General features: G+C 37.5%; 14 protein-coding genes. 7 read left to right on the top strand and 7 right to left on the bottom strand.

The features are described 5' to 3' along the window. The first annotated feature begins 382 nt into the window (after positions 1–382). From KHS79_RS16640 to KHS79_RS16615, 6 genes are all read left to right on the top strand, one after another. Positions 383–1,033 (top strand): hypothetical protein, encoded by a 651-nt coding sequence (locus tag KHS79_RS16640; RefSeq protein ID WP_212720431.1) that lies wholly within the window; start codon positions 383–385, stop codon positions 1,031–1,033. A 73-nt stretch (positions 1,034–1,106) separates the two neighbouring features. Beyond that, entirely contained in the window at positions 1,107–2,471 is a 1,365-nt protein-coding gene (locus KHS79_RS16635; protein WP_212720430.1) for a pyridoxal phosphate-dependent decarboxylase family protein, read from the top strand. A gap of 27 nt (positions 2,472–2,498) precedes the next feature. Continuing rightward, positions 2,499–3,797, top strand: a complete 1,299-nt coding sequence (locus KHS79_RS16630) for a cytochrome P450 (RefSeq protein WP_212720429.1) — start codon at positions 2,499–2,501, stop codon at positions 3,795–3,797. Between the two features lie 91 nt (positions 3,798–3,888). Further along, positions 3,889–4,635 (top strand): hypothetical protein, encoded by a 747-nt coding sequence (locus KHS79_RS16625; protein WP_212720428.1) that lies wholly within the window; start codon positions 3,889–3,891, stop codon positions 4,633–4,635. A 262-nt stretch (positions 4,636–4,897) separates the two neighbouring features. Next, entirely contained in the window at positions 4,898–5,725 is an 828-nt protein-coding gene (locus tag KHS79_RS16620; RefSeq protein WP_212720427.1) for a serine protease, read from the top strand. 10 nt (positions 5,726–5,735) lie between these two features. After that, positions 5,736–6,599 carry a serine protease gene (locus tag KHS79_RS16615; RefSeq protein WP_212720426.1) on the top strand — a complete coding sequence of 288 codons (864 nt, stop codon included), beginning with the start codon at positions 5,736–5,738 and terminating at the stop codon, positions 6,597–6,599. A gap of 460 nt (positions 6,600–7,059) precedes the next feature. Here KHS79_RS16615 and KHS79_RS16610 read toward each other — a convergent pair whose 3' ends face one another. The 5 genes from KHS79_RS16610 to phhA form a co-directional block, all read right to left on the bottom strand. Next, a complete protein-coding gene (locus KHS79_RS16610; protein WP_212720425.1) occupies positions 7,060–7,917 on the bottom strand; it encodes a DMT family transporter in 858 nt (285 codons plus the stop codon). Then, positions 7,917–8,639, bottom strand: a complete 723-nt coding sequence (locus tag KHS79_RS16605; RefSeq protein WP_212720424.1) for an iron-containing redox enzyme family protein — start codon at positions 8,637–8,639, stop codon at positions 7,917–7,919. Before KHS79_RS16605 ends, KHS79_RS16610 begins: the two co-directional genes overlap by 1 nt. A gap of 461 nt (positions 8,640–9,100) precedes the next feature. Continuing rightward, positions 9,101–10,657 (bottom strand): transcriptional regulator TyrR, encoded by a 1,557-nt coding sequence (tyrR, locus tag KHS79_RS16600; protein ID WP_212720421.1) that lies wholly within the window; start codon positions 10,655–10,657, stop codon positions 9,101–9,103. Positions 10,658–11,212: 555 nt separating this feature from the next. Next, positions 11,213–11,551 (bottom strand): 4a-hydroxytetrahydrobiopterin dehydratase, encoded by a 339-nt coding sequence (locus KHS79_RS16595; RefSeq protein WP_027709785.1) that lies wholly within the window; start codon positions 11,549–11,551, stop codon positions 11,213–11,215. Positions 11,552–11,697: 146 nt separating this feature from the next. Continuing rightward, positions 11,698–12,501, bottom strand: a complete 804-nt coding sequence (gene phhA, locus KHS79_RS16590; protein WP_212720419.1) for a phenylalanine 4-monooxygenase — start codon at positions 12,499–12,501, stop codon at positions 11,698–11,700. A 613-nt stretch (positions 12,502–13,114) separates the two neighbouring features. Here phhA and KHS79_RS16585 point away from each other — a divergent pair. After that, positions 13,115–14,635, top strand: a complete 1,521-nt coding sequence (locus KHS79_RS16585; protein WP_212720417.1) for an aldehyde dehydrogenase family protein — start codon at positions 13,115–13,117, stop codon at positions 14,633–14,635. Positions 14,636–14,736: 101 nt separating this feature from the next. On the opposite strand, the gene KHS79_RS16580 is transcribed toward KHS79_RS16585, so the two are convergent. Both KHS79_RS16580 and KHS79_RS16575 read right to left on the bottom strand, forming a co-directional pair. After that, positions 14,737–16,452: a M14 family metallopeptidase gene (locus KHS79_RS16580; protein WP_212720416.1), complete on the bottom strand. Its 1,716-nt coding sequence runs from the start codon at positions 16,450–16,452 to the stop codon at positions 14,737–14,739. 270 nt (positions 16,453–16,722) lie between these two features. Then, positions 16,723–17,211 (bottom strand): hypothetical protein, encoded by a 489-nt coding sequence (locus tag KHS79_RS16575; protein ID WP_027709782.1) that lies wholly within the window; start codon positions 17,209–17,211, stop codon positions 16,723–16,725. Between the last annotated feature and the right edge of the window lie 99 nt (positions 17,212–17,310).

Genomic DNA, 17,310 nt, shown 5'->3' with positions numbered 1-17,310 from the left:
TAACATTAACTGTAAACCATATTCAATATTGTTTGCTGTTAAGAGTTAGACTTTCCTATTTAAACGCTCTTCTCTCACAGCAGAGAAAATCAGTGTACTAATTCGATCCGCTTAACAGCAAGCAAGGTCATTTTAAGGAAATAATATAGAATAGGAACAAATTAAGGTACTAATCCAGATTAGCTCTATACTTTATATAATAAAGACACCTATACAACCTATATATACTCAAAACCAAGTGTATTTAATAGGACCAGTCTAGCCCGTGAGGGTAAAAACGCCATGAACAGTAATCATAACAATGACTCGTGAAGGCTGTAATCTAATTTGATCGTTACTAACACCATCATTAACTGTCAGTTTTTCTCCAAGGAAAGTGATAGTGAAACACATTATAAAATCAAACCAACCAATAATAGCGCCTTACACACAAGATTATATATACAAAACAAGTAAACTTTTATCAGAAAACTTTACATCAAAAGGTGTGATGGAAACAGCATTATATATTAACAGAGATAGCTTTTATACTTTTATTAATCCGATATGTACTAAATGTGGCTACCAAAACAATTCATTTATAGCAGTCGATGAGAGCAATACATTTCTAGGTGCTCTTTTAAATATTGATGGAATGAATAAAGCATCGCTATTTGACACCATTCCTTCATCACTCAAGCCTATCAGTGATTTCCTAAGCTTTATGGAAGAAAAATATGGTTCAAAAACAACTGACTATAATAACGAACTTATTTTATTCATCATTGGAGTCTCATTAAACTGTCACCCATTACTTATCATACAAATATGTATAGAGCTTTATAAATGTTCAATATTATTAGCAAGAGTTAAAGGATATAAATTTATAACTAGCTTAGCAGTAAATCCAGTAACCGAGTTCATACTCAAAAAATTCGGCTTTATAGCCGTAGGCACATACAGATATCAGGACTACAAATGGTGTAATAATCATGTATTTAATCAAGTTTTAGAAAGTAAAGGAAAAGCTTCGTACATGAAGCTTATATTATAACAATTCAAAAATAGATATAACTAAAGAGTAATAAACTAATTATTACACACCAAAGTAATTCAAGGAAGAAAATATGTCAAAGCAAGACGCTTTATCATTCATAGATAAAATATTCAAAATACTGGACCATTCTGGATATATCAAAAGCACTTCACCTCCTTTACCTGATAATTTTGAACAAATATTAGTTGCTTGTGCTAATGCGCTATTAAATAATGATCCTGTTTACAGTAAACAGTATATTGCTCAAATGAATACGATTCCTTCAAGTATTGCACAAGCAGCGTATATACTCGCTATGCAATTTAATCCAAATAATCAAAGTGCCGAAGGTGGTCGGGCTAGCATTGCTATGGAATTAAGTGCTATTTCCGCAATAGCCGCTATGTTTAATTGGAAGCAGCAATATCATGGTCACTTAACCTCAGGAGGGTCATTGTCAAACCTTGAAGCATTATGGGTCACTATCCAACTCACACAAAAAAGTAGCATATTAATATCTCATCACTCACACTATAATATTGCACGTTTGGGATCAATGATAGGTGCAAACATAGAGTATATACCCTGTGATATTGAAGGCAATTGGGACATGCTTTGGTTAGCTGACAGATTAAAGCTCAATGATGTGGGTGCTATTGTCTTAACCGCAGGCACTACGGGACTCGGAAAAGTAGAGCCTATATCTAAAGTTATTCAGCTAAAGCTTCAGTATAATTTTAAAGTCCACATTGATGCTGCCTATGGTGGGTATTTTATTTTAGCAGATAACCTCAGTGAAGAGTCACAGTCAAATTTCTCTGCGATTACACAGGCAGATTCAATCACAATTGATCCCCATAAACTTGGTATGCAACCTCTTGGTTGCAGTTGCATATTGTATAAAAATCCAGGTGATATGAGTGTTTTAACACATGATAGCCCTTACACCTATTACGATACGAGTACAATAGCCCTAGGCAAATTTTGTTTAGAGTGTAGTCGTTCTGGCGCAGCTGCTGTCGCACTGTGGGCCACAACTCAGTGCTACCCTCTAATAAAAAATGGAGAATTTGCATTCATCTTAAGCCAAATGCGTAATGCCGCCTTAAAATTAACGTATTTTTTTAGTCAAAACAAACAGTTTATCTACTTTAAGCCTGACCTAAATATCGTTGTGTTTGCACCAGGCCAATTTATTACAATAAAAACAAGTCATTACTCTAACCAATTACAACAGTTTTTGCTAAGTAAAAAAATTCATGTTGCACTTCTTACCCTTGATGGCCATCTTATCAGCTCAGACCCTGCTCTTGCATCAGAAAAAATCACATTGATTAGAGTATGCTTTATGAAATCTGAACATAATGATTTTGTTGAAACACTTTGTAAAGCGTTAAGTGAATTTATGTCTACAAAATATAAGGTAGAACATAGAGATCAACTTACTGAAGTTTAACCTTATTAAAAACAAGGCTAATATCTAATGTCCTTACCACCAGGCCCTAATCTCCCTGAAACTCATCTACACAAAATTTATTATAAGAACCCCTACTCTTTTTTACTCCAGTGCCAACAGGATTATGGTGATATCTTTACCTTAAATATGGGCACTTTCAACAATAACCAATTTAATGCCACAGGAAAGTGGGTCTTTTTGGCTAGACCTTATTTATTTAAACAGATGTTTATAGCCAACTCACATCTACTAAAAGCAGGTGAAGCAAACGCCCTAATGTTTGGTTATACACTACCTCGCCACGGATTATTAGGTATTGATGGATGCCCTCACAAAGCAAGAAGAAAAAAGATACTTACTCCTTTTTTACCTGACTATATAAACACTCATATTCCAATGATTGTAAACATCACCAAAAAACACATTTCACAGTGGCCTTTACAAGCCCCCTTTTCATTGTATTACAAAATGCAATACATTACGATTGATATAATCATAAATATTCTATTTGGGCTTGAAGTGAATGCAGCTTTCAAACATAAACTCTCTGAAATTATTAAGTTTGAGCAAATTCAAACACCACAAACTGAAATTGAAAAAATATTTAATAACATTAAAAAATTATTACTTAAACATATCAAAGAGCAAAGTAAACAGCCTAGCAATCAAACTAATAGCATTCTAAACATTCTTCTTACTCAAAAAAATAATGACGCTAATGAGTTAAATGAAGAAATTATTTGTGATGAGTTACTTACTCTTCTTGAAGCGGGGTTTGGTACGACAGCTATTATGTTGAGTTGGACCCTTTTTTATATTCTTAGCACACCTAAAGTATACCAAAAAATTACAGAGGAATTACTCTCAGTCTTAGACGATGGCAGTATTTCAAGTTATAACATTTCAGATCTCATTTATTTAGAAGCAGTAATAAAAGAAGCTTTGAGAATTCAAACAATCATTCCCACTACAGGAGTCCGTCTAGTTCAAGATGACTTCTTCATTGGAGGCTACACACTTCCCAAAGGTACTATGCTTGCTTGTTGCTCATACTTAGTTCATATAAATCCCGAATACTATTCAAATCCAAACTCTTTTAAACCAGAACGATTTCTAGGAAAAAAACCACTACCTTATCATTGGAATCCTTTTGGTGGTGGATCTCGTCGTTGTATTGGCATTCATTTAGCGGAGCTTGAAATCAAACTAATTATTACAACAGTTTTAACTTACACAAATTTAAACTTAACCAACCATAATACAACACCTTTTTATGAAAATGTTTTTTTTGCACCAAAAGGTGGCCCTCAGGTCATCATTACTTAACAAACAAGATAATTTGAAACCTCAAGTAAAAACAAAATCAACTTAAAACATCTATTACAACAAGCATCGTTCAAAAATAAAGGAATATAAAATGGAACAATATAACGCCATCAAGAGAAAATCTGATCAATGGTATACAAGAGAAAAAGAACTAATAGATATTGCCAAAGAGAATATGCCTGACAATGTCTTTATCAACTTTTCCAATATAGTTAATGCTTTGACAGTCTGGATGGACAATTTCACTAAGAAAATTGAGTCATCAGACATTCCAAACCATTATAAAAAGCGTATTAATACGAATGCGTCATCTTTAGAATATCTAATGAAGTGGGAATATATTGTCATGCAAATTAAACCAAGCTTCTTAATTTGGCCACTTTGTTTTGGCAAGCATCCTCAAGCATTAATTCAATTATCATCGAGTACGATTGAAGAGTTTGCGAACCATCAAGCTGCTGGACTTAACGAAGGTTTATCTATGCTTTATTTGGATAGCTTTGGAGATCGTGTATTTCCTTATTTACAGAAAGGGTTATCTATCATGTACACACAGTATCATAAAATTTTGGTAAAATGTCATATAAATTCTATAATATTAGAATTTATTATAGATATTTTCCAGCATTTTTTCAGCATTTTTCTATCTATAATCACAATACCATTTCACAAAAAACGAACAAAATATCAACTTATTTATCACTTCTATCATTGGATATCTCTTTTCGCTGGCTATCATTTTTCAAAACCAGCAAAACTTCATGAAGAGTTTAATAGCCACTATTTAGATATCACACAATACTCCCTATCAATGTATCTACTATCATTTAAAAAATGATGCAGTAAAAAGTACTTTCACACACAAAGAAACCTACAATCAAATATTAACCAAAATAACAATACAAAACACACATTAAACATCTATTATAAAATGTAGCGATATCTTTATTGCATAATATTAAAGCAAGCTATTCATCTACATAAGAAACTATATCTACTAAAGAAAGCCACAAAACGAAGCAATATATACCCACAGCGAAGGGTATATGAGTTCGATAAACTAAATAGTTCAGCACACTCTAGTCAAGGAGGATTAGACTATGCTAACAAGATCACTAAAATTATTATCCATTCTTTGTTTATTCAACCTTAACTCCTATTCCTCAGCTAATCCTAACAGTATTATCATTAATACCCAACCCGAAAATAGAAAAATCGTGGGTGGTGAAGATGCTATTCGTGGCGAATTTCCCTTCATGGTTTCCCTACAAATTTATAATAATAACCACTTTTGTGGTGGGTCTGTTATATCTAGCCGATATATTCTCACTGCAGCACACTGTGTAGCAAGCTATTCAGTTCAATCTATTGTTGTAGGTAAGCACGCAACATACAATAATAATGGTGCTACAACTATTCGGGTAAAACGACAGATAGTTCACCCTCAATATGATGCCTACTACTTATATAATGATGTTGCCTTATTAGAACTTGAAAATGATATTCCTTACAAGTACAAGCCTATTCAACTTGCCAATGAATATATTACATCAACCTACGCAGGGCAAGGTATGTATACTACTGTTATTGGTTGGGGAGATACTCAGGGAACAGGTAATCCCTATGTTTTACAAAAAGTAGATGTGCCAATTACATCTACACGTATATGTCAGAATGCCGGAGGCATTTATTCAAATATTTGCGCCGGACTTCCACAAGGTGGTAAAGATTCCTGTCAAGGTGACTCCGGTGGACCCTTATTTATAAAAACTAATAATGGCTTCTATCAAGTCGGTATTGTTAGCTTCGGATCCGGTTGTGCCCAACCAAATCGCCCCGGAGTATATGCTCGAGTCGCTAATTTTAAATCATGGATAGAGCAATATACAACTCAGAGAAGCATATTAGCTACAACCACATTCAAATAGAGGGTACATTATGCATGCTTATTTAATTAGCTTTTTACTGTTAACAGCAACTGTGTTAGTAAATGCCAGCACAACAAATAAAAATGAAAACAGTACTTATACTATCCTTCCTGAAAATCATCAAATTGTAGGTGGTGTTGATGCCATCCGCGGCGAATTTCCATTCATGGCTTCACTACAAATATATAATGGTTCTCATTTTTGTGGAGGATCCGTAGTTTCCAGAAGATTTATATTAACAGCAGCGCATTGTGTAGCAAACTATTCTATTCACTCTATAGTTGTTGGAAAACACTTTAAATATAGTAATCAAGGTACAACGGTTATTCGTGTTAAACGACAGATCGTTCATCCACAATATGATGACTACTATACATACAATGATGTAGCATTATTAGAGCTTACAAGCGATATTCCCACTCAATTCACTTCGCTAAGTCTAGCAAATGAAGCAATAACATCATTGTATGCAAATGAAGGTATGTATACCACTGTGATTGGCTGGGGTGATACGAAAGGCACAGGCAACCAAAATATACTTCAAAAAGTCAATATTCCCATAACCTCAAAGCGAAAGTGCCGTAATGTAGGAGGTATTGATTCGAATATTTGTGCAGGTTTACCTGAAGGTGGTAAAGATTCATGTCAAGGTGATTCCGGAGGCCCTTTATTTGTCAAGAATAACGATACTGTTTACCAAGTTGGTATCGTAAGCTTTGGTTCCGGTTGTGCATTACCAAACAGACCAGGTGTATACGCACGTATAGCAAACTTTAAACCTTGGATTGAACAATATACAGGTTCAACTGATCCATCTGATCCTGATCCCAGCGACCCAGCAAAAGAATGCGGTCTTTGTAGCCACTATACATAAACGTTAACTGGACCAGGTGACTATGTTAATTTACCTACCTACTTTGCGTCTGCTAGTCATAACCACTTTGCAATTATGAGAGGACCAGACTTAACTGAAATGAATATGTCACTCTTTATCAAAACCTGTCAAGCGAACGACTGTTATTGGAAACCAATCTTAAATACTAAAACTAAAGGCTCAAATGATAAAGCCTCTTTTATATCAAACAAACCTGGTTATTTTTATTGGAACGTTCACTCACCCTATAAATATGGAGGTAGCGGAAAAGTTGAGATGTGGGTCCGAGATAAATAGTATCGAATATTTACTTTATAATTATAATTTTAGTCACAAAATACATCCTTCATATTAAATCAGCTCAGCTATCACTTAAAATCAAAGCTATTATAGAAATAATGCATTGCTTTTACATTACAAAAAGACTTAGTTAGTAGTAATAGTGGAGAATAAAGTTTTGCTATGAGTGAAGTACCCAGTAAACACCCATTAAAATAAAAGGTGCACCAATAAAATGGGTTAAAGATAATCCTCGATCCAGTATTAGAAAAGATAATAGCACAGCAAACATAGGCGTACTCAAGCGTACAATAGCTGCCGTAGATGGTCCAGCAAGCTGACATGCATACTTATAAGCCATACCTGCTGAAATAGTCGAAAATAGTACTAAAGCAAATAATAAACCTGCCTGATGGACATCAGGACTTTGAAGTTCTGACGCTGACACGCTCCAACTTAATAATAAACCAAGACCAAGTAAATATGACCAAAAATTTACACTTGTGGCATTCACTGTTTTTGATGCACTCATCAATGAAAAAACAGCCATTGTAATAGCTGCACCCAACGCACATATTAAGCCGACCAGCACATGGCTATCATCATTAACAGCCGATTGATCTATCGTAGCAGATCCTACAATTACCAGTGTTGAACCTAAAAGTGCTGAGATAGCCCCTACACATTTATTTAGTGAGGGCTTAACCCCCTTAAAAAACTCAAATCCTATTATAAAAACAGGAGTAGTACTTATAATAAGGGCTACATCAACCATGTTCGCTAACAAAAAAGCTGTGGTTGCGAATGTATAGTAACAACAAAGTGCCGCACCACAACACACAGCTCGTTTTGTTAAAGAAAGCGTCTGCGAAGTTAAATATATAATAATACTGGTAATAAGCAACGAAATAAGAAAACGATAAAATAAAATAGTACCTAATGATAAGTTACTTAAATAACTAATCCATATTCCTGTTGCTCCCCACATAAGGCTAGAGTATAGTGAAAAACCTGCACCTATCGTAATTTCATTGCTCATTAACTTGCCATTTTTTGTTGCTGGCTCGTACAGCTAATCATCTGCACTTCTTGATATAACTCATCCCAGTACTGAACATGAGCATCAATTTCATTTGTCATAAAGCGCATGAGGGTTGCGTAGCGTTTTTTACCTTCTAGTTCTTGTTTAAGTGGGCTGAATGTATCCTGAAAGTGCTCTAACTCAAGGTGCTCGTGAATATCCCACCATGGTGACTTGTCAATACCATAATAAGCTTTCAGTGCTTTTTTAACATAAGTATTTCGAATTGATGCAAATAACTCTCTCGCAGATAACGCTGCAACTGATTCCACAAAGTTAGTATCGCTTGTACCAAAAACATTTAAAAAGTGTGATTTGTATTTACGAGTAGCATGACTCTCAGGCTCTCTAGGTTCAGTTGAATGCCCTAGCTGCTCAATAAATCGTTGGTACATCAAAGTATGGTTTTCTTTCATTTCAACCATCACATGATGTGCCAAAGCTTGAACCGTATGAGATACATAAGGGTGTGAGGCATCACCGCTCTTCAGTATACATAAACCAAACCACTCATGAAATATATTACGCCAGTATTCATACTGCATAAAAATATAGCGCAAATCTGCAACAGAAATTACACCTCCAGCTAAGTCTTTAAAAAAAAGACTGTCGGCCAATACTTTATTGGAGTAACTGACAATAATGTCAGCCATTTCATCAACTGTATATGTTTTATTCATAACATTCCCTGTTATTTGTATACTATACCCTTCACGAATCATTTTTAGGGTTTGTTGTCAGCGCTCTTGACCACCAAGGATGGTGGGAATGCAGTTTATGCAGGAGCATTTAACTGCCACCCCAGTCACTTATTAATATAAGCTCCGGGGGCTTCATCGCTTGACGGCCGCCCCTAAAAACCCTTCGTTTTGAGTATATTCATTTTTATGTGTTGAATATCTACATAGAATAGTAGTTCATGGTAGCGTGCTGCTTATAACAAAAGTAAAATACTAATAGGTAACGCATTCCACTTTTTCAGAGAATATTAGCATGAACTTTTTCAGGGATATATGATACTTTAGTATATATTGCTCACAAATTATTTTATTCATAGTCTATACTTTTAACTGTTTTATTAATTCACCAGAAAAAAACAGTACCCCCTTTACTTTGGGTGTATTTTTCATAACGTTAATAATTATTGACTATTTTTAGTAATTCCATAATCACGTAGTTTTCTAGCGATTGCGGTATGTGAGACTCCCAGTTTTTTTGCGAGCTGACGCGAGCTTGGGTATGCAGGGTACAAGTGTGTTAAAAGTTGCTTTTCAAAGTTTTTGACTGATTCTTCTAGAGTTCCTTCAAAAGATGTACTTAAGTAACCCACTCGGTCTGCGTACGAAGGTAGCTGCATATGTTCTGGGCGAATATCACCTTTTTCCAAAACCGTAATAGCACGCAATATAGTATGCTCCAATTGCCTTATATTACCAGGCCATGGATACTGCAACATTAAATTAATAGCAGCCTTCGACAATTTAGGGGGAACTTTTGTTTGCTGGCTGGCGTATCGCCTTATAAACATCTCAGCTAGAGGAATAATATCTTTTCTTCTCTCTCTCAAGGGGGGTAGATGTATAATCAATACATTGAGCCGATAAAATAAATCTTCTCTAAATAGTCCTTCCTGACACAACTGTGGTAGATTTTTTTGTGTACTGCAAATGACTCTTATATTGACTTTAACTTCTTTATCATCCCCTACTCGCCTAAATGTGCCATCTTGCAAAAACCGCAAAAATTTTATCTGTAAGTGTGATGACATTTCACCTATTTCATCAAGAAAAATAGTTCCTCCATCCGCTTGTTCCAACATTCCATGCTTAATAATAGGCTTTTCTTGACCTGTTACTCGCTCTACATAACCGAATAGTTCAGTTTCAGCAACATTATCAGGCAGTGATGCACAATTTAGCACTAAAAAGGGCTTTTCCGCTCTTACACTAAAACTGTGACAGGCCCTCGCCAGCAATTCCTTACCCGTGCCTGTTTCACCTAAGATCTGCAATGGTGCATCCATCCCAGCAAACTTCTTAGCTTGTTTTACAATACGCCTCATCTCTGTATCAACCGCTAATATCTCAGAAAACAGTGAGGACTCAACCTGTTGCAAAGCGTGAATTTGCTTACCTAATCGATCTGCAGACTTTAGACAGATTACCACACCCACTAAAGTCTGGTCTTGCTGGTCGTTAGGTACATGTATGGGCAAAATATCAGCTAAATAGGCATCTCCCTGTACTTTAACTGGAATACTCATAGGCCAGTGTTCAGACTGCTGAATCCATCGGCTAAAGTTAAACCCCTGAAGCCACTGGCTTATTGGAGTCTGGCGTACTTCTTCTAAAGCCCCCCCTAATACTCGTAACCCCGACTCATTCACAATAATAATGCTACCTTTTATATCAACAGAAATTACAGGGTCAGGTAACGTTTGTAGCAGTGTTGACAACTCATAATGTTCTCGTTCACTTGGCATAAATGGTATAGTTCGCACATCCGTTACCCCCTTGATATGTCTTATTTCAGGCAGTAACTTCTGTAGCTCAGTAAAAGCCAAGTCAGGCAAGTTTAAGTAGATAATTCCAACCAAATCGACTTCAATACCACGCAAACTGATTTGATGTAGCGCCAATATATTTAACACTTCTTGCGCAATTCCCAAGCGATCTTGGCACAGTATTTCCAGACGCATTTCCCTTACCATTTAATGTTATTATTGCTTTTTCATCGTTCATGCCATCATATTACACGTACCCTATAAAGACCATTTTTAATGTAGAAGATAATGCAGTAGCTAATAATTGTGTAAGTAATATGCTATACCCTTCACGAATGATTTCTAAAGGCGGCCGTCAAGCGATGAAGCCCCTGGGCAAGTTTACTGCTGTGAAACTTGCGGTAGCCACTTTAATTGATATAACAGCGCTGCTGGGCAGTTATATTAATAAGTGACTGAGGTGGCCGTTAAATGCTCCTCGGCAATAGCGCCTGCATTGCTCTACTATATGACATCCATGTCATTATGCATAAACTGCATTTCCACCATCCTTAGGTCAAGAGGGCTGACAACAAACCCTACTAATGTGTCGGGAACACATTAGAACAGCTTCGCTGGCTCGTTAGGGTGAGCGCTATGGATAGCGCACATAAAAATGATTCGTGAAGGGTATAGATACATTAGCTGTGAATAAACTATATCTGTAGTCTCTTCACAGCTAAACTTTTAGAAAAGAAAGTACATTAAATACTAAACAAGTAACTCATCAGTCTTTGCTGCCATTATAAAATCATTCTTATGCAGGCCTTTAATCTTATGAGTCCACCAAGTCACTGTCACTTTCCCCCACTCAGTGAGTATGCTGGGATGATGAAATACTTCCTCAGCAATCTCCCCCACGCTGTTTGTAAACGCCAATGCTTGTTTGAAATTTTTAAATGAATAAACACGCTCAAGCTGCATGATGCCATCACGCACCTCTATATTCCACTCAGGAATTTCAGCTAATAGTTTTGGTAACTCTTCTTCAGTTACCTTAGGTGCACCTGCTTGGCAAGCTTCACATTTTAATGAAGACAAACTACTCATAAAGATAAAATCCTTGTTATTAGATTAAAATTTACTCGTTACACTTTATAATTTAGCTTAACTAGCACATATAGGTCACATCTACTGTATTAATAGTGAGTACCTTTGATTATACAGTGAGTGTACCCTATGGCCTTGTCAAATCCCTAACATGCTTGCTGAGGAACCTTTGGAGGATACTTAGGAGGCAACAACCCCATTGTTTTCGCTTTATTAATATAAGACATGATATCTAAATGACAAATATCGTAAAGCTGCTCAACACTTTCTAAATAAAAATAAATTGGTTGCATAATATCTATACGGTAGGGTGTTCTTAACACTTCCAAAATATCAAATGGTTTGCGTTCTGGCGTCTCACTATCAATAGCATACTGTGTTTCTCCAGGAGATGATAAAATTCCGCCACCATAAATACGCCACTCATTTTGCAAATGTAATAAACCAAACTCAACGGTAAACCAATACAGACGCGCCAAAAATACCCTATCCTGCTTACTGGCTTTATAGCCCAGCTGCCCATAAAGGTGAGTAAATTGAGCAAATGCAGGGTTGGTTAACAGTGGACAATGACCAAAAACCTCATGGAATATATCTGGTTCCTGTAAATAATCTAACTCATCCCAAGTTCGTATAAAAGTGGCAACAGGAAACTGTTTATTGGCAAGAAGGCTAAAAAACTTATCGAATGAAATTAACGCAGGTACACGTGCAACACGCCAACCTGTTTCTTTTATTAACACTTCATTAATTTCAGCTAATTGAGGTATACGATCCTTTGGTAATTGCAACTTAGCCAAGCCAGCTATATATTGATCACAAGCTTTGCCTTGAATACAGTTCAACTGACGATTGATTAATTGAGACCAAATGGCATGCTCATCATCACTATAAACAATAAAACCATCTGGTTCTGGCGATTTTGCTGTATAGTTGCTCGTTTTTGTCATTATAATGCCTCATTGATCTGGCTATATTTGAGCGTTAAAAATGCAGTGCTATTGGTTAACTTATACACAACCATCGCCACAGGTGAAATTACTTGACGCGTTTCCTCCTCAATGTTGATCGTAAACTATACGTTACAAGCAAACGCTAATATATTGTTTTTAAAGCCTTTATGAATCAACCGTACATTCACTTATCCGTTATGAGCATAACAACATCTGTTCGTTTTCCCTATGTAATTTGAAAACCTGACTCGTTATGCATTAGACTGTATTTCGCGATAAAACGTTAGACAATAGTGGTATGAAAAGCACTCTTTTCAAACTGAAATCTTATAGCCTTAGATCTGTGAGCATAACCACTACCGCTAAAGATTAAGTCTTGAAAAAGTAGATAACAAAAATCAATTTAAATTAATAATTAGTGATCCACTCATTAATATTTCTACAGTAAAGAGATTAAATAATAATACCGTCATTGAGTTGAAGTAATAGGTCTAGCTTTTTTATAAAAATGTATCTTTTACTGAAATAGCTGATAAATAAAACTATTTAAATAAAAATACAACTGCTAAGCAACTAACAATAAAAACACGTGTGAACTAGGGAGTCAAAAATGATCTACACCCCGCCAGGCCAAGATGGGGCCAAGCTTTTTTTCAAATCTCGCTATGCTAACTTCATTAATGGTGAGTGGGTCACACCGAAAAAAGGCAATTTTTTTGAAAATAAAACACCTGTAACAGGTGAAGCCTATTGTGAAATTCCTCGCTCAACCGCAGATGATATTGAGGTAGCACTTGATGCCGCCCATCAAGCAGCACCTGAATGGGGAGCAAAACCTGCAGCCTATAGAGCACAGGTTTTATTACAAATTGCTGACCGTATAGAACAGTTTGCTGAAAAACTCGCCATTGCAGAAACCTGGGATAATGGTAAACCTATACGTGAAACAATTAATGCCGATATACCGCTTGTTATTGATCACTTCCGTTATTTTGCAGGTTGTATTCGGGCTGATGACAGCGCTTTGGCTGAAATAGATGCCACCACAACATCCTATCACTTTCATGAACCTCTAGGCGTGGTTGGTCAAATTATTCCCTGGAACTTCCCCTTATTAATGGCTGCCTGGAAACTGGCACCTGCATTAGCTGCAGGCAACTGTGTCGTACTAAAACCCGCAGAACAAACACCTGTTTCCATTTTACTATTAATGGAAATTTTGGAAGACATCATCCCACCCGGTGTTGTCAATGTGGTTAATGGCTTTGGACATGAAGCAGGTAAAGCCCTGGCTTCAAGTCCTCGTATTGCAAAGTTAGCCTTCACTGGCTCAACCGAAGTGGGATGCGAAGTCTATCAGTCTGCCGCCAAGAATATTATTCCTTGTACGGTTGAGTTAGGGGGCAAGTCACCTAATATTTACTTCGCAGATATTCTACAACAAGAACCTTCTTATTTAGATAAGTGTGTCGAAGGGCTTTTATTAGCGTTCTTTAACCAAGGTGAAGTATGTACCTGCCCTTCTCGCGCCTTAGTACATGAATCTATTTATGACACTTTTATGGAGCATGTACTTAATCGGGCTAAAACCATAAAACAAGGTAACCCCTTGGATACTGAAACAATGGTAGGAGCACAGGTTTCATTAGAGCAGCTAAATAAAATTATGGGCTATATAGAAATAGGTCGTAAGGAAGGTGCTCACATTCTTTTTGGTGGTCAACGTGCCCAAGTGCCAGAAACCTTAAAAACAGGCTACTATGTACAGCCCACAATTCTTCGGGGCGAAAACTCAATGCGTGTTTTTCAAGAAGAAATATTCGGCCCAACCATTGGTGTCACCACCTTTAAAACTGAGGAAGAAGCCATCAATATTGCCAACGATGTACCCTACGGCTTAGGTGCTGGCGTTTGGACCCGTGATATTAATCGAGCACAATGGGTCGCTCGAAAAATACAAGCTGGAAGAGTTTGGGTAAACTGCTACCATATGTACCCAGCTCATGCCGCATTTGGGGGATATAAGAAGTCAGGGGTTGGTAGAGAAACACATAAAATGGCACTGCAAAATTATCAGCAAGTCAAAAATATTTTAGTAAGCTACAATACTGATCCTCTCCACCTTTTTTAAACTGAATATTTAGAGGTTCCCTTAATACAATATTCAGTCACCACCGGTAAGGGCACTCTTTACAGTGCCCTTATCAGTATCATGAACAACCACTTGCGACTTTACTGAATAGAGAAAAATACAGCCGTTACTGGTCCCCACCTTCCTTCACTATCCATCGCCCGGATATAAGCCATATGCTTACCTGACGACAAGTTGCGAGTATCAACAATGCCTTTTATGGCTTGCTGTTCTAAATTAAAGTCACCCGACACCGACTGCATTGGATGGCGTTCAGCGCCTTCCTGCCAAGGTGGAATATCAAGATAATATTCTGCAGCGGTAATCGTCTGTACCGGCTCAGCACCATTGCGATGACTAAAACGACTATCATCCGCGATGGCAGATAACGTCAACCAGGTACCCGCAGGCACTGAGTCCTGATTACTGATAGTAACACTATATACTTCAGGCCCTGCTGGCAGTTGGTAAGGCGCTCGTACGACTTTTGCAGCATAGCGTAATGCCTGCATATTGTCGGGTACTATTTTTTGTTCGAAATAATGGCATGATTCAAAAAACTCTGTACCTAACTCAAAGGTAAATGCAGCAACACCGAGCTCGCCATAACTAATACCATCACTGGTCCCATCAGTTTCATATAAACCTAATGACCTTTCAGGTGAGTAGCTATTAAAATAGGCGAATTTTCGTCCAAGGGTCTGTAGCTGTGAATGGTTCGGTGCTGGATCGCCTTTTGTGCCCCATGGCCAAAGTATCAGTCGCCCATGGCTATGAATATCAAGGTGTATCCCACTCGTATCTAATGGCGCTGGATCATTCCGCTCGGGTCCTCGGCGATCTGGATACAGGCTTCTAACATAGTTTTGCAACGCTTGAACTTCAGGTTCTGAACCTGGTGCCTCACCGCGATAAACCTGTGAGCATATGTCACCGCTAGAGCCATCCGTGGTTGAACCCCAGCCAAAAGTAAAGTTACGATTTAAATCAATGCCTTGCTTAAGTGGGTTATAGCAACTATTAAGGTCATTAACATTTTTGCGCCATAACACCCCTTTTTCTGCTTGTTTACGACCATCGGGATTTGCTTGCAGTAATAAGTGCACTTCATGATGATCCAGTATCCACGTAGCATCTGCATCACTGCCATAGCCCGTTAGCAAGTTTTTGGCAAACGCCAATGCTAAAGGCGCTGTTGCATATTCTCGCGCATGAATGGCACTATTAATAAATAATTTCGGCTTATCTTCTAAGCTATTGTTGCGAGTCAGTTTTAACACCATCATGTCATAACCGCCACGCTGCTGAGTTTTACGCCATGAGTCGCCTATATCAATCCATTCAGCCAGTCTCGGATACTCTTCAGCTAACGCTTTTGCTTCCTTAAAGGTTGCTTCTACTGTCGGGTAACAACTATAACCTGGAATATGATCAGCCCATTCATCCATTACTGCAGCAGGAGCCAAATTTAAGCCACTGTCTTTTGCAGTGACTGCCTCCAACTTAAACCCTAAGCCAATAAGCTTATTCAACTGCTGGCTGTCACCAGGTACTATTAAATAACCTTGCTCATAATGAGAAGAAAAAGTGTTCATGCTTTTCACGACTTGCCGAGCAATCTGCTCAGAAGGAAAATACGCCTTGTAAACTTGTGTTTTTTGATCAAACGGCACCAGTGGCTGATGTGAGGACGCAGTATGTGCAAATACCACACCTCCTGTCCATGTCGTTGCAGATAATACAGCAATCGCCACAGTATTTTTTAACGAAAAATGCGAAAGAAAAGAACGTCCTTTACTCATGTCCTTATGACTCATCTTCACTCCATTATTTATATTTATAGCCAACACAAGTGGCTATTTATTATCGTATAGCATCCACATTCAAGCACTTATACCCTTCACGAATGATTTCTAGGTTTTGTTATCTTCACTCCTCACCCCAATCACCTATTAATATAGGCTCATGGGGCTTCGTCACTTGATGGCCGAACCTAAAAACCATTCGTATTGGGTATATACATACCACTTATAGCTCTTGTAACATATAAAACACTTGATCGTGAATTCATGGTTACTGATAAATAACTATTCACCAGCATGCCACCATCCAAGGCACAGCACATTTAAACCATCAGCACCAAAATATAAAAAGTCGACCTGACCACGCCAGAAAAAAACATCATACTGGGTGACTTGATCATCTTTGCAGTCAGTATTCAGTTCATTGAAAAACAAATGGCCTTTGGTCACTTCCCAGTTTGGCTCACCCAATAGCTTTCTTATTTCAGGCACCGTAGAGTATTTTTGCTTTAACTGATAATGCAGCGCCTGCATAATCCGATGTTTTTCCCCCATCCACTCATCAACCCGAGGATCCCATTCTCCACCTTGAAAATGCCCTGGAATCTGCTGTAACTCTCTGTATTGCTTACCCAAAGACGCTAAAGCACGTTGGTTATACGTCTCTTGTATTTGTGCAAAACCTTGCTCTTTGTTAGCGGGTTGTTGGGCACAACCACTGGTTATCATAAAAGAGGCTAGCAGCAGTAAAGCAATAAATACGTTCTGTTTCATGTATCCTATTTGGTTCATCATCACCTGTACATATAATCGATTTAGATGTCACAGATAGCATAACCAGTTAAGCCAGGAAATTCATTAGCGATACTATTT

The organism is Zooshikella ganghwensis, from assembly GCF_018263875.1.
In the GTDB taxonomy this organism is placed as follows: Bacteria; Pseudomonadota; Gammaproteobacteria; order Pseudomonadales; family Zooshikellaceae; genus Zooshikella; species Zooshikella ganghwensis.
Note: the sequence above shows the minus strand (reverse complement) of the source record. Positions and strands in the feature narration are given on the sequence as shown.